Below are 20,901 nucleotides of genomic sequence, written 5' to 3'. Positions count from 1 at the left end.
TTGCAGAATCACTCAGTGTTCGGAAAGGCTGTCTGTTATTTAGAAAACAATCTGCTGAAAAAGCCCTTCTTTTCCGGTTTTGCAGCTTCAGGCTCTTGTTCTATTAAAATTCCTTTTTCCTTCACTTCTTGCAGCCAAAATGGAAATTCAGTAAGCAATGCATCATAAAGCTCATCATCAGAGATGCGTTCAATGTCTTCGATATGCAGGAAGTTTGCGTTATCAACAACACGCCCTTCTAGCGTATCCAGTTTATTAAGAAAATCGAAGTTGCCGTTACCGATGCCGACAAACTGCCAAAACACCGGTTTATCAGAGGCAGCTTCAATAATGGGTTTGATGGATTTTTTACACCCTCCATCATTAATAAAAACGATAAAAGCGGGATATGAACTCGGTTCTTCCACAACATATTTATGTAACACGTCTTTTATGACCGGCGGCTCATCATTTCTCCCGAATTTATGCAAGAGTTCATTATTCAAAATTTCGCGATCAACATAGCCTGAAAAATCGATTTCAGAGACTGGCTTTAACCGGGAGAATTCATTATCATAAACCCATACATCAAGCAGGCCGTTATCATCAAACTGATCAGCCACAGCCAAAATCCGCTCCACCACTTTTTGAACCGTTCCGTTTTTATACAGCGTTCTCATTGAACCGGTAATATCCAGCACCAGCCCGACACGAGCCGTCACCTTGGTTAACTGCTTTTTCTCCAGTACGATTTTTACGCTCTTCTTTTGCAGGTCAATTGTGGCCATTTTGTCATCTCCTATAGTTCTTTTATCCGATTATCTCACAGAAATATTTACCATTGGTATAACTTTTTAAAGAAAAAACACCGTTCAGATGTGAACGGCGTCTCCCCTTAAAATGTGTTATATACATTTTCACATGTTTCGCCCGTCGGCTGATAAAAACAATGTGATTTGAATCTGGCTACAAACGGCTGGTTATACCAGGTCGGCGGGCAGTTTCCTTCCGGCTTGAAATACCACAAGCTGAATTTTGCCGGCCAGAACCTCTCCCCGTTTATCGTCCGGCGTGCCAAGGCCCGCTCGCTTTCCCGCGGTCTTTGATAAAAGTATCCATGAGTCACCGCTTCGAATGCATGCGGCTGAAAAATCATCTGCCTGATGGTGCGGAGGCCTTTAAAATCAGAGCAATTGGCCCTCAGCCGATTAATCCCAACATTGCCGACAAGCAGCATCCCCTGCTTTCCTTCACCTTCCGCTTCCGCTCTGAGCAGCCGTGCCATCAAGTTGACATCAGCACTTGTTGCTCTCACAACCGCCATCACGTCACCTCCCCTTTTTCTCCTTTCATCATATTGCAATACCCAAAGAGTGATGACGGAGGGACAGGAGAAGTTTTAAAATTTATTCTCCCGGTACTGACACAAACCATAAAGATCAGTAATTGTGGAAGAAAAATGGACATCTGGCCGTCAAGGAAATCTCCAGTAAAATCCCGGATTCTACGGGCATGGCAGATGCAGATGCAGATTCACCCCCTGTTTCATCACAGTTCTTCAGCCTTTTTCCAACCGTAGCCGAAAACGCTTTGTAAAGAACACAAAGTAATGTTTAACTTTCCGTATTTGAGGAATCATACATAACAAATCAGATAAAAGAAGGAGGAACCTTATCATGACACATGTGAAAGCGCTCGCGATTAAAGGTATTATGACGATTATTGTTTTGTATTTGGTGCTGGGTCTTGGCTTTGGTTTCACGTTTGGTGATACGCTGCTGATGACGGTTGTGTTAGGGGTCATTTCTTATTTGCTTGGAGACCTTTATGTATTGCCCCGATGGAACAATATGATCGCCACTTTGGCTGATTTCGGTTTGGCATTTCTCGTGATTTGGCTGATGGGCATGCCGCTTTCTATGGGGATGACTGGCGGAGAAATTGCGCTGGCGGCTCTATTTGGAGCAATCGCCATGGCCATCGGTGAATATTGCTTCCATTTCTATATGATGAGCAAAGAAATTGGCAAAAAGCATTATCTTGAAACAAGAACAGATTCATAATCAAAAGGCCGGTGCTGACAGCATCGGCCTTCTATCATAAAGCATCTTCCCGGTCTATGTTTCGGACAGACCAAATCGCTATCAAGATGCCGATCGCACCTAAAGAAAGCGGAATGTAGATAATCGTTGCCAGCGATAACTCGGGGCTTTGCTGGCTGATCAGTATCGTCAATATAACCGATGAAATGATAGCAGCCGGAACAGAGCGTTTCCTCATCCCAAAATATAAAGGAATAAAACTCAAGCACGCAGCCGAAGCGGCATATATCGCCATACTGCCGACCTCTTGCCCGATAGTCTGGACTGATAACATCTCAGGTATAAGTTGATAATATTGATTGATTTGCGCAAAGATGAATGAAAGCGCAATTTCAGACACCATAATGGTGGTAAACGTCAGTCCGCCTGTAATCAGCAGCTTGGCAGCAATCAGTTTTTTCCGGCTGATGGGATATGTAAACATGACGGTAATCGTTTTATTTTTGTACTCACTAATAATCAATTTGGCAATCAGCACACTGGCGAAAACAACAAATACAGATCTTACAAACGTTCCAAGCAAAAATAGCGTGGATGCCGCATCAGTCATCACCTCCGGCTGCGGGAGTTTTTTTTCTTCTGATGCGATCAAGCACATAAATCCGAGAATACATAGATTTGCAATAACGGCGCCTCTGTAATACCAGCCTAATTTCATTTTTTTCAATTCAAGTTTCGTTAAATTCAACATGTTGTTTCAACTCCGTATTTAAGCATCTTGCCGATCTGCTTTCCTGACTGCCATGTACGAAAAAAACAAACCGACAGCAGCTAGAGATAATGGAATATATACAATGGAAGAAATGGACAGACCCGGGCTTGTTGAACTCATCAGCATGACGAGCACGACAGATGAAATGATGGTTGCCGAGACAGAGTGCTTACGCATCCCAAAAAAGATGGGAACTAAACTGGTGCCAGCGGCGCCAAAAGCGAAAACCGCCATTTTTACCGAATGCTGAGAAATGACATCGGCGCTCAATTCTCCCGGAATGACATGGTAGATCGAGTTCAGCATATAGAAAGCGGCTGCTACGAACGCATTTGAGACCAATATGGTGATAAACGTCAGCCCGCCTGAGATGCTAAGCTTAGCAGCAAGCAGTTTTTTCCGGCTGATCGGGTACGTGAACATCACTTGAATCGTTTTGTTTTTATATTCCGATATGACTAATTTGGCGATCAGTACAGCGCCAAAAACGATAAACACCGCTCTGACAAAAGTGCCAATGACGAGAAATGCATCATCCATGCTTTGGAACGATTCAGTGCCCTCCGCTTTTTCTATGTAACTGACCAACCACATAAAGCCAAGGATAATCAGGTTAGCAATGATGACTCCTCTCACATACCATCCCATCTTCATTTTCCTTAATTCGATTCTGATCAAATTCAGCAACGGTCTCGCCTCCTTTACGCACTGATGTGATTGCCGTTGATCAAGCTGATGAAGTAGTCCTCCAGTGACGTATACTTTTTATTCATTGATTCAATGTCTACATCATTTAAAATCAGCGCTTTTGATATGGCACCCTGTGATCGTTGAGCATCATAAATGCGAATGGTTTTATCATTTAAGATTTTAAAGTTGGCAATGTGAAGTTCTTTCTCAAGCACAAAGCAGGCTTTTGTCTGATTCGATGTAACGAGTTCGATGTATTCTGTGTTTTGCCCCCTGACATCTTCCATCGACACCTCTTCCAGCAGCCTGCCTTCACGAATGACGCCGATTGTGTCCGCAATTTGTTCGATTTCACTCAGCATATGGCTGGAGATCAGCAGTGTCATTCCATACTCTTTGCTTAATACTTGAAATAAGTTTCTGATCTTTTTAATGCCGACAGGATCAAGGCCGTTTACCGGCTCATCCAATATAAGCAGATCAGGTTTGGTGAGGATGGCGCGCGCTATGCCGAGGCGCTGCTTCATTCCAAGCGAAAATGTTTTGACGGGTTTCTTGTCGATCTGTTTTAAATTCACCATATCGAGCACTTCTTGAATGGCTTTTTTATTGTGGTATCCCATGTATGCACAATGCAGCTCTAAATTTTCGATAGCCGTCAGATTTTCATAGAAAATCGGATATTCAATCATGCTGCCGATCTTGCCAAGCACCTCATATGACGTATGGGTGAGATTGTTTCCGAGGATATTGATTTCACCGCTTGTCGGTTTTACAAGACTTGTCAGCATTTTCATAATGGTTGTTTTCCCTGCTCCGTTCGGGCCGAGAAAGCCGTAAATTTCACCTTTTTTGATATGCATGCTGACATCTGATACGACTTCTTTGCCTTGAAACGTTTTGGTCAGTCCATTTGTTTGTACGATGTAAGTCAACGTTGTTGCTCCTTTCCTCTTTTTCCTGTTTTCTATTGTAGCGGCGGGCCCTGTCATTTTTATTTCTTCATTCTTAAGAAATTCTTACGATTGTTAATAGGTCATTCGTTTTAATGTAATCGTAAACGCTGTCCGTTCATACGGCTTGCTTTTAAGAGAGATGGAACCTCCCATTTTTTCCACAAGCCTTTTCGTGATCGTTAAACCGAGACCGCTCCCTTGGAATGCTTTGTTCCTTGATTCTTCAAGTGTGTACAGCCTCTCAAATACCCGCTGCTGGTCTGTTTCACTGATTCCTTTTCCGCGGTCCCATACGGAGATGGCAATGCTTGTCTCATCATAAGAAAGTGATAATCCGATAAACTTGCCAACCGCGCCATATTGAATCGCGTTGGATAATAAATTTTGCAGGATACGGTCCAGCGCTTCTTCATTTGCATGCGCGTATACCGGCGTATCCGGAATATCAATCTCCGCGTTAAAACCTTTTGCCTGAACGGCATCATAGTAATGCAGGATATTTCGTTTGCATACTTCGTTGATATGTATTTTTGTGATTGGGATTTGTTTGTCTTCAGATTCCAATTTGGCTAAATCAAAAAAAGAGTGGATCATTTGGATGAGTTCATTTGTTTTTTGGTGCAGTTTCTCAAGCAGCCTTTCCCGCTCGCTGTCCGGCATATCCCGGTCACTTTGGATGGCTTCGATATAACCGAGAATGACCGTCAGAGGTGTTTTGAGATCGTGTGACATATTGGTCAGCATCCGTCTCATGGATTGCTCTGTTTTTGCAAACCGGGCGTTGATATGCTGATGATCCTCAGCGAGCAGATTGATGTTGACGAGCAGATCCCTGAGCGCACGGTCATCTGTATGAAGTAAAACCTGATCGGCCGATTCGTTGTCAAGCATGGCGCTAAGCTTTTCTGCCGTATATGTCAAATTCCTGTCCCGGTTCTTTTTCATCATATATTGAATGACATTCAGACACGCCAAAGCGATGATAGCAGCAATCGTTAATACTGCCATTCTAAAACTCTCCCCATTTATAGCCGATGCCCCATAATGTTTTGATATATTGAGGAGACGATGGATCATCTTCAATCTTTTCTCTCAGCCGTCTCATATGTACATTAATGATGTTTTGGTCGCCAAAGTACTCCTCATTCCATACGGAACGATAGATTTGTTCTTTCGTAAACACCTTTTTAGGATTTGCTGCAAATAGTATCAGCAGCTGCCATTCGGTTGACGTCAGCTGAAGCGGTTCGCCGTTTTTCAGAACGGATACATTGTCTATATCGATCGTAAGCTGGTGAACACGAATCACCTGATGTTCAGCCGGTTCACTCGACGAATATTGCGTCGCCCTCCGTATCGCTGCTTTGACTCTGGCTGTCAGTTCAATCATCGAAAACGGTTTGGCGATATAATCATCCGCCCCGAATCCCAACCCCAGTGCTTTATCAACATCTCCGTCTTTTGCTGAAATCATTAAAACAGGAATCTTGCTTTTTTCCCGAATGATTTTTAAAACATCCATTCCATTCAGCTCCGGAAGCATAATATCAAGCAGAATAAGGTCGTACGTCTGCTCTTGAAACCTCCGAATGCCCTCTTCACCGTCGAAAGCATGCACGATTTCAAAGCCTTCTTTTGTTAAATAATGGTCCACCATTTCACTGATGGAATGGTCATCCTCCACAAGCAATATGCGTTGCATCCTCTCACCTAACCTTTTTCATAGTCAAAAAAACACACATGTCATTACGCTTATTGTAATTGAAAAACATGTGCGTTTTACAAAATTTATTCTTTTTTTCCTGTTTTCAGCTTTTGCCTGCAGCCGCTCTGCTCAGCTTTTCTCCTTTACTTGTTCATATATTTTTGGATAAAATCCAAAAGCGTATTTCCTTGTGCGGTAAGAATGACACCCTTCCCGCTGCATGCCGGACAAGGTTTGCCTTCTATTTCTCCGGCTCTTTCACAATGCGGACAAGCAACCTCCAAATCATCAGTTGCGATCACCATTTGAATTCCTCCTTTCCCATTGATTAAACATGGACCGCCAGCCTTCTTCCATTGGCCGTCACCTCCTTTAAGAAACACAAAAACCCCCGTCCTATCAAAGGACGAGGGTCTCGCGGTACCACCTTTATTAACAGCTAAAAAGCCATTCGCTCATCAGTACAGAAAACGTCAGTTTCGATACTCCTCTCTTGGTAACGGGGAGAGCATCCCGGCATTGCCTACTATCTATTCAGCAAAGCAATTCAGAAGCCCATTCGGCATCAGGGGAGGATCGGTTCACACCTGCCACCGACTCTCTGAACCCCGCTCACTGATGCTTACTTGCTCTTCCTCTTAATTGTTAATCCGTTCTTTTCATTTGTAAAATTTATAATACTCCGTCAATTTACAGAAGTCAATTCTTAATTCAATTTAGGTTCGCCAAGTGCTTCCAGAGCCATATTTACGTGCTCCTCCTGCTGTGTCTGAAGAGCGAACTTGGCAATTTCCAGCGGATACGCCGCCTGCATCTCTGAGATGTGATCCTGCATTTTTGACCATACACGGCCGCCTGCTTGATCATAGCATTCAAGCAAACGGGCTGTTTCTTTTTCTCCGAAAATCATGTGGTAAAAGACAAAATCCTTGGCTGGATCGGCGACTTTCGCTTCTGTCCAATCCAGGAGGCCTGTCACGTGTTCGTTTTGATCAATAAGGATATGCGGCGGATGGAAATCGCCGTGTATCAGCGCGGAGAAACCGGGCCAGTATGCATCATCATTGATCCACGTTTGCCATCTTTCCCAAAGCTGCTTAGATACGCCAAACTTATTCTTTACATCAGCCATAGATTCAGCTGTCATTTTCCTGAAATCTTCTGGCATCACCACTTCTATTCCGGATTGGCCGGCAGATGTTTGATTCATGCCATGTAATTCTGCCAGTATTTCAGCAAGTGTATGAACAAAATTATCTGACGGCGGCTGATGACTCATATTCCATACATACTGTTTCTGTTCCAAATCAATCCCAGCAGCAGGCGTTCCGCTAAGCTTCGGATAAGCGATCAATTCCGGCATATGAAATTTCCAATTCGGCACATCAGCTGTGAGGTTCGCGCGGAGAAAGGCAAGCGTTCTGCCTTCTGAAGCTGCTCTTTCAACTACATCGCTTCGCCGCGGTTTTCGCAGTACCCATGGCATACCTGTATCATCCTCGGCAAATACAACTTGAAAATCCATTCCCGTTTCATTCAATTGAGCGTTATCAGAGTGAACCGTCAAACCTTGATTGCGTGCAAGCGCGACAATCTCAGTGATTAGCTGCCTTTCGTTCGGGTTTGTCATCTCTTTTCCCCTTTCTCATATTCCGCCTGTCGTTAGAGAGAAGGGATGTTTTTAAGGAACAAAAAAAGAGGGCAGCATCGCCACCCTCTTTTCATGACAATATAAGGGTACATACATCGGCAGATTCATCCCGATTCCCCGCATCCAGGCGAGTGTCGTTCACTATTGAATTCGTGTCAATCGGAATCTAATGAATGCCATGTCGGAACCCCTCCGTTCATTGTAGTTGATCTCCATCTTACATCATATTCCAGTTTTGATCTACTATAAAAAATGAATCAAGTCACAGGCGCGGGATTAAACAAACACAAATCATTATGAAGGCCCCAATGGTCCGCCCATGTTTGTTTCCTGCCGCTCGCTACATCTAAGACCATGCGAAAAATCTCCCAGCCGACTTCTTCGATACTGGCCTCTCCGGTAGCAATTCGCCCGGCATTGATATCGATTAAATCCGCCCAATGCTCTGTTAATGAATGGCGTGTAGATACTTTCAGCACCGGCGCAGCAGCCAATCCATACGGTGTTCCTCTGCCTGTCGTAAAGACCTGCAGATTCATGCCTGCCGCCAGCTGAAGGGTTCCGCACACAAAATCGCTTGCCGGCGTCGCTGCAAACAGCAAACCCTTTTTCTCCGCCTTCTCCCCAGGCCCGAGCACACCGGAAATGGGGCTTGTGCCTGACTTTGCTACCGATCCTAACGCTTTTTCCACCACATTGGATAAACCGCCTTTTTTATTGCCAGGTGACGGATTGGCGCTTCTGTCTGCTTCCCCCCGCCTCAGATAGCTGTCATACCACTTCATCTCATCGATCAGCGAACGTCCGACCTCTTCTCTGACAGCCCGGGGCGTTAATAAGTGAATCGCATCCCGCACCTCAGTCACTTCAGAAAACAAGACCGTTGCGCCTGCCCGAACCAATAAATCAGCCGCATATCCCACTGCCGGATTCGCCGTCACGCCGGAAAAGGCATCACTGCCGCCGCATTGAAGGCCAATTACCAGATCAGAAACGGGGCAGGTTACACGGACTCTGCTATTGAGTCTGATTAACCGCTCCTCCGCCATTTCCATCATCGATTGAATCATATTCGCAAAGCCTTGATGATCTTGAAGTGAAATGATGTGATCTTTTTTCTCAGGTACAATCCGTGTCGGGAGGAGCTTTTCACATCCTAATCCGACCACCATCACTTCCCCGCCGAAGTTCGGATGCTTTGCCAGATTTTGAATCGTGCGGATGGGAATCACGGCGTCTGGGGCATTGATGGCCACGCCGCATCCATATTGATGATGAAGCGGCACGACATCATCGACATTTGGATATTTCGGAAGAAGCTCTTCTTTTATCCGTTTTACCGCATAACCCAGCACGCCGACGACACATTGAACACTTGTGGTGATACCGAGAATATTTTTCGTTCCCGCACTGCCGTCAGCATTTCGATATCCTTCAAACGTATAGCCTTCAAGAGGCGGCAGCGGTTCAGGCACTTTGTTTGCGATAGGAAGGTCATGGAGTTCCGGAGGGGCGGGCATTCTCACCAAAGCTTCCCGCACCCAGCTTCCGCGTTTGATCGGCTGATCTGCAAATCCGATCACTTCTCCATAACGCACGATGGCATCCCCCTGATTCAAATCGGTTAGGGCCACTTTATGGCCTTGAGGAACATCTTCTTCAAGCATCAGCCCGCATGGAAAAACAGTGCCCTTTTTCAGTCCGCCGTCATTTACAATAATCGCCGTGTTATCTTTTACATTCACTTTAATGTAAAGAGGCGCTTGATTCTGTCTGAGGTTCATCACCATAGGAATATCACTCCTCAACATTGTAAACGCTTTCCGATTTTGGTTTAAGAAAAGCCGCAAATCCCGATTTCAAACTGCGGCTGTCATAACAATTATGTTTCGTCTATCCCATTCAAAATTTTGTCACGAACAAATTTCAAATGCTCATACATGTGGTAATGAGCCTGGTAAGGATCTCTTTTGGCAAGGGCGTCGTAGATTTTTTTGTGGTATTCAACCGTAACATCCCTTTCCCTGTACGGAATCTGGCTGTCGATTTTCGCATGCGTGATCAGCAGAGATTGAATCATTCCTTCAACAACGGGATTATTAGCGCTTAATGCAATAATTCGGTGAAATTCTTTATCTGCTTCTCCATAATTGTTGTCAGTGCTGCTGGCGATGTCGTCGATTGTTTTCTGTAAACGCTTAAGCTCTTCTTCATTTATTTTTTCCGCGGTAATCGTCACCAGCCCGAGTTCTAACGCCATCCGCGCTTCAATAATGGCCGGAAGATTATCAGTCGCCAAAGCAAGCATGACGGAAAAAGGCTGCATCCCGATTTTGTCGTTAAAATACGTGCCGCCGCGGGTTTTTCTCGTGATAACGCCCAGCGTCTCTAGTGAGCTAAGCGCTTCGCGAAGCACCGGTCTGCTGACATGTAAGATATCCATTAGCTCCATTTCCGTCGGCAATTTGTCTCCGGCCTTTAATTGTCCGCTTGACAGTAAATGGACAATCCGTTCAATGACCTGCTTGGCTAATGTTTTCCGATTGACTGTATCCACCTTCAGATCTTCTAAACCTTCGTACACGAACAACTCTCCCTTCAGTTGTTCAATTGTAAGACAAAATATTCGTTATGACAATATTTAGAATAAAACTTATCTCACCAGACACGGGCGCTTGCGGTCAAATTCCCAATTGCTGATTAGAAACTGCATAGGGATTGCATCGTTCCGTGCGCCTAAATTCATTTTTCGATAGAGATCATGCGCTTTTTCCACTTGTTCCATATCAATGTCGATGCCAAGCCCAGGCTTATCAGGCACCTTCACACAGCCATCAGCAATTTCTAAAGGCTGTTTGGTTAAACGCTGTCCGTCCTGCCAGATCCAATGGGTATCAATCGCCGTGATGCGTCCCGGAGCTGCGGCCGCCACATGGGTAAACATGGCAAGGGAAATGTCAAAATGATTATTGGAGTGCGAGCCCCACGTCAGCCCCCAATCATGGCACATCTGTGCAACCCGCACCGAACCCTGCATCGTCCAGAAATGGGGATCAGCCAGCGGAATATCGACCGCATGCAGCTGAATCGCGTGCCCCATTTCCAGCCAGTCAGTCGCAATCATATTTGTCGCGGTCGGCAGGCCTGTCGCGCGGCGGAACTCAGCCATCACTTCACGTGCGGAATAACCGTTTTCCTCCCCGCACGGATCTTCGGCATAAGCAAGTACATCATGCTTTCCTCTGCATAATGTAACAGCTTCTTCTAGCGGCCAAGCCCCGTTCGGATCAAGGGTAATTCTCGCCTCAGGAAAACGTTTTGATAACGCGGTGACGGCTTCCATTTCTTCCTCGCCCCGCAATACGCCGCCTTTCAGCTTGAAATCTTGAAAGCCGTAGCGCTCTTGCGCCGCTTCTGCAAGACGTACAACGGCCTCAGGAGTCAGCGCTTCCTCATGGCGGAGGCGGAACCACTTGCAATCTGACTGCTGATTGCTTTGATACGGCAATGTCGTCCGCTTTCGGTCACCAATGTAAAATAGATAACCGAGCATCTTGACCTCATCCCGCTGCTGTCCTTCTCCAAGCAAAGCCGCAACCGGTTCATTGAGAAATTTGCCGAGCACATCTAACAAAGCGGCTTCTAAAGCCGTGACCACATGCACCGCAGTGCGCAAATCAAATGTCTGGATTCCGCGGCCTCCCCTGTCCTGGTCCCCAAACTGCTTTCTGACTGTTTGCAAAATCGACTGGTACGCGCCGATCGATTTTCCGACAACAAGCGGCTCTGCAAGCTCCAGTGTGCGGCGGATCGCTTCCCCGCCCGGCACCTCGCCGACACCCTGATTCCCGCTGCTGTCCGCTAAGACGACAAGATTTCGGGTAAAAAACGGGCTGTGGGCACCGCTTAAATTCAGCAGCATACTGTCATGCCCCGCGACTGGAATGACTCTCATTTCAGCAATTGATGGAATATTCGATCTTTTTTCTTTTTGAACCTGTTCTTGTATTGATGAACTCATGTTTTCTCCTCCTTATAAAGCGCTTTCATAAATATTAGACAGGCAATGATTGATCGGGGTCTTGCTCTTGTTTCTTTAATACGACCCGTTTGATCGGCCCGACCAGCAGCAAATAGCTGAGGACTGCTGCAATCGCATTAGCGCCAACAAAGACGAGGGCGCCATTAAAAGATCCTGTGGCATTCACGATGTAGCCGATAATAATCGGAGTCGTAATCGAGGCGATGTTTCCGAATGTGTTGAACAAACCGCCGCTTAGTCCCGCACACTCTTTTGGCGACGTGTCCGACACGACAGCCCAGCCCAAGGCGCCAAAGCCTTTTCCGAAGAACGCGAGTGACATGATTACAACGACGAGCCACGCTGAATCTGTATAGTTGCAGATAATCATGCTGCAAGACAGCAGCATGCCGACAATGATCGGTCCTTTTCTCGCAAAGGTGAGAGAACGGCCTTTTTTCAGTAAAAAATCAGATACGATGCCTCCAAGCACGCCGCCCGCAAATCCGCACAGCGCCGGGAGGGAAGCCACAAATCCCGCTTCAAGAATGGACATTCCGCGGGCCTGAACCAAATATACCGGAAACCATGTGAGAAAGAAATAAGTGAGAGTCGTAATGCAATATTGCGCGATGTACACGCCAATCAGCATGCGGTTGGTTAATAATTGTTTGATATACGGCCATTTTGATTCTTTTTCCTGCTTGCTTTGACTGTCATCCATTGAAATCAGCCCGCCGCCTTCTTCAATGTACGCAAGCTCGGCTTTGTTGACCTTCGGATGTTTTTTCGGTTCATATACCGTTTTTAACCAGATAAAAGCCAGTAGGATTCCCGCGGCCCCCATCACCACGAAGACGGAATGCCAGCCAAAAGAGTGGGTGAGCCAGCCCATTAAAGGAGAAAAAATGACGATTGCGAAGTATTGAGCTGAGTTAAAAAAGGCTGAAGCTGTACCGCGTTCGGAGCTCGGGAACCAGGAAGCAACCACTCTGCCGTTTCCGGGAAATGAAGGCGCCTCAGAAAGCCCGACTAAAAAGCGCAGCGCGAACAGCAGGATAATCGCTGTGCCAGCGGTAAAGAATCCAATCGCCCCTTGCAGCAGCGTAAAAAATGACCAGAAAAAGATGCTTAACGCAATAACCGTTTTTGAACCAAACCGATCCAGCAGCCAGCCTCCGGGAAGCTGTCCGATGACATAAGCCCAGCCGAATGCAGAAAAAACATACCCCATGGCAACCGAATCCAGCCCAAGGTCATGCTGGACGGAATCACCCGTAATCGAAAGCGTCGCACGATCTGCGTAGTTAATAGACGTCACAAGAAACAGCATAAATACGATGAACCAGCGTACAGAGGTTTTTTTGCCCGCCGGCGAAACATTCGCATGGTCTTTTTTCATAATATCTTCTCCTTTGTCAAAGTAGAGAATCATATGCTGGCGGTGATAAGGCTTGGAAAGAGACAAGCGCCTCTTTCCAGCACCTTTACTGCTTCACAAATACGGTTTTGATCGCCGTGAAGAAGTCCTTCGCGGCCTCACCCTGTTCGCGGGAGTGGGAGCTTGATTGCTTCATGCCGCCAAATGGCGCCTGAAGCTCAACTCCTGCGCTTTCCGCGTTGACCCTGACAAGCCCGGCTTCAATCTCATCAACGAATGAAAGCATACGGCCGATGTTTTGCGTAAAAATAGATGCACTTAATCCGAACTTCACATCATTGGCGATGTCTAAAGCCTCCTTCATCGTGTCCACCTTTAACAGAGCGATGACCGGTCCGAAAATTTCCTCCTGGGCAATCGTCATGTCAGATGTCACGTTGTCAAATATGGCAGGCTGCACATAATATCCGTTTTGATACTTTCCATCCTCCAGCTTTTCTCCTCCGATCAAAAGAGAAGCGCCTTCCTGCTTGCCTTTTTCAATATACGACAGACAGTTATCAAGCTGATTTTTGCTTGCGATCGGTCCCATCCAAACGTTTTCGTTCAAGCTGTCTCCGATCGTAATCTCCTTTGTGCGTTGCAGCAGTTTTTCTTTAAAGCGGTCGTAAATTCCGCTTTGGACAATGACACGGCTTGTTGCGGTGCACTTCTGGCCCGTTGAACGGAAAGCGCCTGTCACCACGGCTTCTGCTGCCGCTTCAAGATCAGCATCGTCCGCTACGATCACCGGGTTTTTCCCGCCCATTTCAAGCTGATATTTGGCGCCTCTCGCTAAAGCGGCTTGCCCGATGATTTTCCCAACCTGATTCGAACCCGTGAACGTAATGGCATTGACCCCGTCATGTTCGGCTATGCCTTGGCCGACAACTGACCCTTGGCCAGTCACCAAATTGATGACTCCCGCCGGAAGTCCCGCTTCTTCAAAACAAGCGATGATCTTCGCACATGTAACGGCAGTTTCTGTTGCGGGTTTGATGACAATAGTATTGCCGTACACCAGTGCCGGCGCCATTTTCCAAATCGGGATCGCTACCGGGAAGTTCCACGGCGAAATCACGCCGACGACACCAAGCGGGACACGGGTTGTAAACATCAGTGCGTCTTTGTCAGTAGACGGGATGACATCGCCTGTTTTGCGCATGCCCTCGCCGGCGTAATAGCGAAGAATCGCAATGCCGCGAGCGGTTTCTCCTTTTGCTTCCGGCAGGGTTTTTCCCATTTCACGCGTCGCACATGCGGCGATGTCCTCTAAGCGCTGCTCCATGATATCAGCTGTTTTGTACAGCAATTGGCCCCGTTCTGCACCCGTCAGCTTTCTCCATCCCGTTTTTGCCTCATTAGCGGCGGCGACGGCCCGGTCCACATCATCAGCCGTTGAACTCTGCACATAGCCGACGATGTCATTCACATCCGCAGGATTTTCCGACTTGATCATGTCGCCTGATTGAGCTTTGACCCACTCTCCATTAATAAAATTGAGATATGTGTTTTTTTCCGTGATTACAGACATGCCCATTGCCCCTTTCATGCTTTTTATGTTTGTCAAACCGTCGCGGCCTTCTTCGGGAAACGATCCGCCGCTTGCTTCAAAATGGCTTCCAATTGCTGATAGTGTTCTTTTTCAACCGGTCCGACAGGCGGTCTGGCTGTATTTCTCACATTCATCCCCATAATCTCCATGCCGGCTTTGATCAAGGACACCGCATACCCTTTCCGCTGCTTCCGGATATCGTTGATCGGCAGAATGACATGCTGATAGAGCTCCTTCACTGTATCGTTGTTTCCGTTTTTCAAAGCTTCATAGAACATCCGGGAAATATGCGGAATATAATTCGAAATGGCTGAAGAATAAGAGTGAAAACCGATTGGCAGGTAGGACGGCATCGTCACTTCAGCCATCGGCATTCCGTTAAGCCATCCCAAGCGGTCACCGATTGTATAGGCGAGGTTGATATTCAAATCCATGTTCCCCACCCCGTCTTTCACACCAACAAGCTGTTCAAGCTCCGTCAGCCGCTTGATTTGTTCAAGAGAAAATACGGCATTGTCGCGCTGATACAGAATGGCATTCAAGTCTGTGCTTTCAATAATCGTTTTGGCGTACTGATACAGCCCCTCCTGTTCGCCGTGCACCAAATACGGAGGAAGGATCAAATAGCCGTCAGCGCCTTTTTTCTCCGATATACGCGCCCAATCAAGCGCGGTGCTGAGGTTGCCGCCCACTCCCGTATAGACCGGGACCTTTCCTCCCGCAGCCGAAACCGCGACTTCGACCATGTTTTCGTATTCTTTCTGGCTAAGGGACTGAAATTCCCCTGACCCGCAGGCGATAAAAATCGCTTCCAAGCCTTCTTCGAGCAAAAACTCGATATTTTGAAACAGAGCTTCTTCCTCCAGCTTTCCTTGTGTATTAAAAGGCGCAACCGGAAAACCTAAAATCCCTTCAGGTGCTTTTCTTTTACGGCTCATGTACAAAACCTCCTGTCATTTGTGTAAACAGCTCATTTGAAAGCGCTTTAAAATTATGTGGTTGCATATCCTCTCCTTTCTACATATCCTTTTGTTTAATTGTAAGACAAATAAACAATAAGTCAATAACTTTATTTTCAGACTTTTCATAAAAACGCTGAAAGCCGCCGTTTTCCGCATAAAAAAACAGCCGCTGCTAGCCGGCTGTTTTTTCACATACTTCTTTCTTTCATCGTTTCGTTCAAAAGCTTTGCTTCCAAAAAAAATACGTGGATAAATTTTTTCATATTCACTCTGGCAGGTGCGAGGGGTTTTGCCTCTTTGGATTGAATTTCTTTCATTTTTTGGCTGACGACCGGAAAATCAAAGAATTTTGATGCGTAGGTTTCGAATTTAGGATTCGAAAAATCAGTTGTGCCCAATGAGGCAAAATGGTCCAGCGAATGAATAATGGCTCTGCGGATTCGCTGTTCCGAGGCTTTCATTTCGCGGTTGATTTCCGTTTGTGATGCCGCAGCTCCAAGCTTTCGTTCCGCTACTTGTGTGAAGATTTGTTTTAAAGAAGGGATATTTTTTTCGTAAGGTTCAGATTGTTCATGCTCAGTTAAATACTGAAGGACCGCCATCATATCATGAGCGCCGCCTTCCCCCATCATGCCGAGCTCGGATAGCAAGAACGTTCCCACTTCTTTTAAGCTGTTGTCATTTTTATACTGAGACCGTGCTTTCCGTTCGGTTCGGCTGACCAGCCGGCTTAAAGAGTTTTGGATATCTCCGATCGAGTTTTCAAGCTCGATTCGTTCCTTCACCTTTTGCAGAACAGTCACAATTTCAATACGGTTAATTGGTTTATGAATAAAATATTCAATGCCGAGAGAATACGCTTCTCCGACCATTTCTTTAGCTTCCACTTGTGAGATCATAACGATTTTCCCGGAATAAGAGTCCTTGATCCGGCGTATGGTCTCAATTCCGTCCCGCCCGGGCATTAATAAATCGATTAACAAAATATCAATCTGCTTAAATTGCAATATATGCCCTTCCACTTGGCTTCCGTCTTCCGCTTCACCCGCAGCCTCTCCAAGGTCCTCATCCTCTATGATCTGCCTTAAAATCGACCGCACCGCGCGGTCATCATCAGCGATAAAAAAACGCATATTATCCGTTCATCCTTTCTGAATCAAATGTCTGGCAGGCAGCCTGATGGTAAAGACCACTCCTTGCTGCTGGTTGTGAAACTTGATGTCTCCCTCAAGCTCTGTCACGATTTCCTTGACGTAGGAAAGCCCAATTCCGGTTGAGGGCGTGCCAAACTTGTCATACGTTGATGTAAAGCCCGGATCAAACACAATATCTCCTATTTTCTCCGAAATGCCGGGACCATTGTCTTCCACCTGAAATTCTATCATACTCTCATCTGGCTTACGGAGCCTTAGGCTGACCGTCCCCTCAGCCCCCATTGCCTCCACCGCGTTTGCCGTCAAATTATTAATGATAGAAAGAACAATAAATACATGATAGTCGTCATGCTCACCCTCTATTGAACAATGAAAATTGATCTGTTTGCCCAATGATTCAGCGTACTTTTCATTCATTCGTATGACAAGCTGGAAAAGGTCCGAGGCATTCATATAATCTTTAAAACTTTCATTAGAAATCAGTTTCGAAAGCCCGGCATATATCCTCTGGTTGTCCTTTTTCACTTCATGAATTTCCCCTGCCAGCCTTAAAATCCTGCCGCCGAGCTGATCGTCCTTGCCCTTCACTTCCCGGTAGAGCTGATAGGATTCATTTGTCACGTGCTCTGTCGTTTTCAGCGTCTTTTTTAAATGCACTGTTTCTTCATATAAATTCGACACAATCATCAGCATGTGCTCATTTTGCCGCCTTGTCTGCTTTTCTCTGGACTGCGTTTCATACAGCTTCAGCACGTTAAAAAAGCTGATGACAATAAATGTATGAGAAATCGCAACGACCGCGATATCCGTTATTTTCTCAGGCGTCACCACCGTATGAAAAATAAGAAATTGAACGGCCAGTTCGACGCTATCGGAAGCAATTTCAATCATAAATCCATAAAAACCGAGCATAACCGGCCGATCACGATAGCGGTTCGCCCGCAACACATAAAACAGACATGCAAACGTCATGTAAAAGAAAAAGCCGGACGCTTGATCATACAGGATTGGAATCAGCCCTGCGTGTCTTCTGTCCCATAATTCCAATAAAACACGAAATACGAAAACCGATGTTCCAGTCAAAAACCCTGGCAATACAGCGGACACATGCCGCAGCAGCACTAAGAAAAAGAAAAAAGCCGGCGCGCCGAAGCTGATTCGGAACTCTTCATTGAGGGGATAAAATTTCAGTTCGCCTGCAAGCGGCACAGTAATCAGCATGAGCGCCAGTATATATGCGTCTTTCTCAAAAAAACGTTCCAGTTTGATTATGATCACATCCTCATTTTTATTTTGAGGAAAGGACAAAAAACCTGCAAATTTCTTTCGACCCAGTATGTAAGCTTTTTATAAAACCAACGGCTTATTTTCAAAAGATTTTTGTCGTATTTTGTATGATTCTGTAGTCTCCATTATACAGTTATGATACCTTTCCGCATTCATGAAAGCGTTTAACGCCTCGCCTGTCTTCGATTTTACTCCGCCTCAGTCCCAAATAGCAAAAACAGATAGGAGGAATTTGATGAAAGAACTGATAAAAGAACGCCCGGAAGAAAAGAATCTGGCGTCACAGCTGTATGAATGGGTAGAACATTACCGCCCCTTTGCCGCCAATGGACAAAGCGCAAATTATATCCCCGCGTTAGGAAAAGTCAATGACTCACAGCTCGGCATTTGTATATTGGAGCCTAATGGAGCAATGATACATGCCGGCGATTGGAACGTCCCTTTTACCCTGCAAAGCATTTCAAAAGTCATCAGCTTTATCGCTGCGTGCATGAGCCGCGGCATTCCCTATGTGCTTGACCGCGTCGATGTCGAGCCGACAGGTGACGCCTTTAATTCAATTATCCGTCTTGAAATGCACAAGCCCGGAAAACCGTTTAACCCTATGATAAACGCTGGCGCCATTACAATCGCCTCGCTTCTTCCGGGAGAAACAGCCCGCGATAGGCTGGAGTATCTGTACTCTGTCATTGAAACATTAATAGGGAAACGGCCCAGAATACATGAGGAAGTTTTCCGGTCTGAATGGGAAACCGCCCACCGCAACAGAGCACTGGCTTACTACTTAAAAGAGACAAACTTTTTAGAGGCCGATGTGGAAGAAACGCTGGAGGTTTACCTGAAGCAATGTGCCATGGAAGGCACGACAGAAGACATTGCATTGATCGGCCTGATCCTTGCTCATGACGGTTATCACCCGATTCACCGCCAGCAGGTGATTCCAAAGGATGTGGCAAAGCTCGCCAAGGCTTTAATGCTGACATGCGGCATGTATAACGCCTCCGGAAAATATGCGGCGTTTGTCGGGGTACCGGCCAAAAGCGGTGTCTCCGGCGGCATCATGGCGCTGGTTCCTCCAAGCGCCAGAAGAGAGCAGCCTTTCCAAAACGGATGCGGCATCGGCATTTACGGGCCTGCCATTGATGAATACGGCAACAGCCTGACAGGCGGCATGCTGCTGAAGCACATCGCACAGGAGTGGGAACTCAGTATTTTTTAAAATAAAAAACGAGGTGATTGTATGCAGCAATTCCTGGAACATATCGTCGGTTTCGCTAATGATTTTTTGTGGTCAAAGCTATTAATTGTATTGCTTCTTTCTTTGGGAATCTATTTTACGTTCAGGCTTAAATTTTTGCAGGTTCGCATGCTGAAGGAAATGGTCAGGGTGTTAAAGGAAGGCGCTGCATCCCGGTCGAAAAACAGCATCTCTCCGTTTCAAGCGTTTTGTATCAGCATGGCAGCCCGTGTCGGCACCGGAAACATTACGGGTATTGCCATTGCGATTGCGCTGGGCGGGCCCGGCGCGATTTTCTGGATGTGGATTATTGCCATTATCGGGTCAGCGTCAAGCTTTGTCGAAAGTACACTGGCTCAAATTTATAAGGTGAAAGATGCAAACGGCTTCCGCGGCGGTCCTGCTTATTATATGGAAAAAGGACTGAACAAAAGATGGATGGGCGCCTTGTTCGCCGTTTTAATTACGCTGTCGTTCGGTATCGTCTTTAACTCGGTTCAATCAAATACGGTCAGTCTCGCGTTTGAAAACGCGTTCGGCACAAACCGCCTGACACTTGGACTCATTTTAATTGCTGTGTTTGGAACGATTATCTTTGGCGGAGTCAAACGCATCGCAAAACTGGCTGAATATATTGTTGTTGTTTTGGCTGTCCTGTATATCGGAGTCGCTTTTTTCGTGATTCTCACAAACATCACCCAGCTTCCTGCCGTTTTTGCGCTTATTGTCAAAAACGCGTTTGGATTTGACCAGGCGGCCGGCGGCGCTTTGGGAGCGGCTTTAATGCAAGGTGTCAGACGGGGGATTTTTTCAAACGAAGCGGGAATGGGAAGCGCACCGAATGCCGCTGCCACCGCGACGACAAGCCATCCTGTAAAACAAGGGCTGATCCAGGCATTTGGTGTGCTTACTGATACGCTGGTCATTTGTACAAGCACGGCCTTTATCATCCTGTTTTCAGACGCCTATCATACACCGGGACTGAGCGGAATCGCCTTAACTCAAGCCTCTCTCAGCTCCCATATCGGACCATGGGCGTCAGGCTTTCTCGCCATCCTGATCCTCTTATTCGGATTCTGTGCCTTGATCGGCAACTATTATTACGGCGAAACCAATATCGGCTTTTTGAACAAAAGCAAAAAACTGATCTTCGTTTACCGCATCGGCGTGCTTGCAATGATCGTGTTTGGCTGTGTAGCCAAGGTGCAGCTTGTATGGGATTTGGCCGATTTGTTTATGGGCTTGATGGTCGTCGTCAACTTAATCGCCATTTTCTTATTGTCGAAGGTGGTTTTTGCGGCTCTCAAGGACTATACCCGGCAGAAAAAAGCGGGCAAAGATCCCGTTTTTTATAAAAATGTCATAAAAGATCATGAGCGGATTGAATGCTGGGAGCTTTCAGAAACGCCTGCTGATCCTCATAACAAACAAATATCATAACGCAGAAGGTGTTCAGATCAATGGAATCTG

20 protein-coding genes, 1 pseudogene and 1 other annotated feature are annotated in these 20,901 nt (G+C 46.3%); of the genes and pseudogenes, 4 read left to right on the top strand and 17 right to left on the bottom strand.

All coding sequences use genetic code 11. The features are described 5' to 3' along the window. Window positions 1-35 precede the first annotated feature (35 nt). Entirely contained in the window at window positions 36-767 is a 732-nt protein-coding gene (locus tag UJ203_RS15400; protein ID WP_105955410.1) for a vWA domain-containing protein, read from the bottom strand. 107 nt (window positions 768-874) lie between these two features. Then, window positions 875-1,303 carry a cell wall hydrolase gene (locus tag UJ203_RS15395; protein ID WP_101865304.1) on the bottom strand — a complete coding sequence of 143 codons (429 nt, stop codon included), beginning with the start codon at window positions 1,301-1,303 and terminating at the stop codon, window positions 875-877. A gap of 352 nt (window positions 1,304-1,655) precedes the next feature. Between UJ203_RS15395 and UJ203_RS15390 the strand changes: the two genes are divergently transcribed. Both UJ203_RS15390 and UJ203_RS15385 read left to right on the top strand, forming a co-directional pair. Continuing rightward, window positions 1,656-2,042, top strand: coding sequence for a YndM family protein (locus UJ203_RS15390; RefSeq protein ID WP_010332895.1), 387 nt, complete (start codon window positions 1,656-1,658; stop codon window positions 2,040-2,042). Beyond that, window positions 2,014-2,076: pseudogene (locus tag UJ203_RS15385) on the top strand (hypothetical protein); the annotation flags it as partial. The gene UJ203_RS15390 and the pseudogene UJ203_RS15385, both read left to right, overlap by 29 nt. Here UJ203_RS15385 and UJ203_RS15380 read toward each other — a convergent pair. From UJ203_RS15380 to UJ203_RS15310, 15 genes are all read right to left on the bottom strand, one after another. Then, on the bottom strand, window positions 2,077-2,772 hold the full coding sequence (locus UJ203_RS15380) for an ABC transporter permease (protein ID WP_322012071.1): 696 nt from the start codon (window positions 2,770-2,772) through the stop codon (window positions 2,077-2,079). 18 nt (window positions 2,773-2,790) lie between these two features. Further along, window positions 2,791-3,477 (bottom strand): ABC transporter permease, encoded by a 687-nt coding sequence (locus UJ203_RS15375; protein ID WP_105991861.1) that lies wholly within the window; start codon window positions 3,475-3,477, stop codon window positions 2,791-2,793. A 17-nt stretch (window positions 3,478-3,494) separates the two neighbouring features. After that, entirely contained in the window at window positions 3,495-4,418 is a 924-nt protein-coding gene (locus tag UJ203_RS15370) for an ABC transporter ATP-binding protein (protein WP_227599069.1), read from the bottom strand. A gap of 93 nt (window positions 4,419-4,511) precedes the next feature. Continuing rightward, a complete protein-coding gene (locus UJ203_RS15365) occupies window positions 4,512-5,447 on the bottom strand; it encodes a HAMP domain-containing histidine kinase (RefSeq protein WP_322012068.1) in 936 nt (311 codons plus the stop codon). Window position 5,448: 1 nt separating this feature from the next. Further along, complete coding sequence (locus UJ203_RS15360; RefSeq protein ID WP_322012413.1) at window positions 5,449-6,129, bottom strand: response regulator transcription factor; 681 nt, start codon at window positions 6,127-6,129, stop codon at window positions 5,449-5,451. A 158-nt stretch (window positions 6,130-6,287) separates the two neighbouring features. Then, window positions 6,288-6,449 (bottom strand): tryptophan RNA-binding attenuation protein, encoded by a 162-nt coding sequence (locus tag UJ203_RS15355; protein ID WP_322012411.1) that lies wholly within the window; start codon window positions 6,447-6,449, stop codon window positions 6,288-6,290. Window positions 6,450-6,543: 94 nt separating this feature from the next. Further along, window positions 6,544-6,793 (bottom strand) — a binding site (T-box leader). Between the two features lie 57 nt (window positions 6,794-6,850). Further along, a complete protein-coding gene (gene mphK / locus UJ203_RS15350; RefSeq protein ID WP_322012066.1) occupies window positions 6,851-7,774 on the bottom strand; it encodes a macrolide 2'-phosphotransferase MphK in 924 nt (307 codons plus the stop codon). Between the two features lie 278 nt (window positions 7,775-8,052). Next, window positions 8,053-9,585 (bottom strand): galactarate dehydratase, encoded by a 1,533-nt coding sequence (garD, locus tag UJ203_RS15345; protein ID WP_322012064.1) that lies wholly within the window; start codon window positions 9,583-9,585, stop codon window positions 8,053-8,055. A 92-nt stretch (window positions 9,586-9,677) separates the two neighbouring features. Further along, entirely contained in the window at window positions 9,678-10,379 is a 702-nt protein-coding gene (locus tag UJ203_RS15340; RefSeq protein ID WP_322012060.1) for a FadR/GntR family transcriptional regulator, read from the bottom strand. A 69-nt stretch (window positions 10,380-10,448) separates the two neighbouring features. Further along, window positions 10,449-11,816, bottom strand: a complete 1,368-nt coding sequence (gene gudD, locus UJ203_RS15335; RefSeq protein WP_322012058.1) for a glucarate dehydratase — start codon at window positions 11,814-11,816, stop codon at window positions 10,449-10,451. A 34-nt stretch (window positions 11,817-11,850) separates the two neighbouring features. After that, on the bottom strand, window positions 11,851-13,218 hold the full coding sequence (gene gudP / locus UJ203_RS15330; protein ID WP_105991809.1) for a glucarate transporter GudP: 1,368 nt from the start codon (window positions 13,216-13,218) through the stop codon (window positions 11,851-11,853). Between the two features lie 85 nt (window positions 13,219-13,303). Beyond that, entirely contained in the window at window positions 13,304-14,770 is a 1,467-nt protein-coding gene (gucD, locus tag UJ203_RS15325; RefSeq protein ID WP_322012057.1) for an alpha-ketoglutaric semialdehyde dehydrogenase GucD, read from the bottom strand. A gap of 32 nt (window positions 14,771-14,802) precedes the next feature. Then, window positions 14,803-15,729, bottom strand: coding sequence for a 5-dehydro-4-deoxyglucarate dehydratase (gene kdgD, locus UJ203_RS15320; RefSeq protein WP_322012054.1), 927 nt, complete (start codon window positions 15,727-15,729; stop codon window positions 14,803-14,805). A gap of 212 nt (window positions 15,730-15,941) precedes the next feature. Further along, a complete protein-coding gene (locus UJ203_RS15315) occupies window positions 15,942-16,886 on the bottom strand; it encodes a DNA-binding domain-containing protein (protein WP_322012052.1) in 945 nt (314 codons plus the stop codon). 9 nt (window positions 16,887-16,895) lie between these two features. After that, window positions 16,896-18,128 carry a sensor histidine kinase gene (locus tag UJ203_RS15310; RefSeq protein ID WP_322012409.1) on the bottom strand — a complete coding sequence of 411 codons (1,233 nt, stop codon included), beginning with the start codon at window positions 18,126-18,128 and terminating at the stop codon, window positions 16,896-16,898. Between the two features lie 301 nt (window positions 18,129-18,429). Between UJ203_RS15310 and UJ203_RS15305 the strand changes: the two genes are divergently transcribed. Next, on the top strand, window positions 18,430-19,413 hold the full coding sequence (locus tag UJ203_RS15305; protein ID WP_024120081.1) for a glutaminase: 984 nt from the start codon (window positions 18,430-18,432) through the stop codon (window positions 19,411-19,413). 21 nt (window positions 19,414-19,434) lie between these two features. Further along, complete coding sequence (locus UJ203_RS15300; protein WP_044162103.1) at window positions 19,435-20,871, top strand: alanine/glycine:cation symporter family protein; 1,437 nt, start codon at window positions 19,435-19,437, stop codon at window positions 20,869-20,871. The last annotated feature ends 30 nt before the right edge of the window (window positions 20,872-20,901 follow it).

The organism is Bacillus sp. V26 (genome assembly GCF_034296245.1).
Classification (GTDB): domain Bacteria; phylum Bacillota; class Bacilli; order Bacillales; family Bacillaceae; genus Bacillus; species Bacillus halotolerans.
The sequence above is the reverse complement of the archived record's forward strand: the minus strand, read 5'-3'. Positions and strand labels throughout refer to the sequence as shown.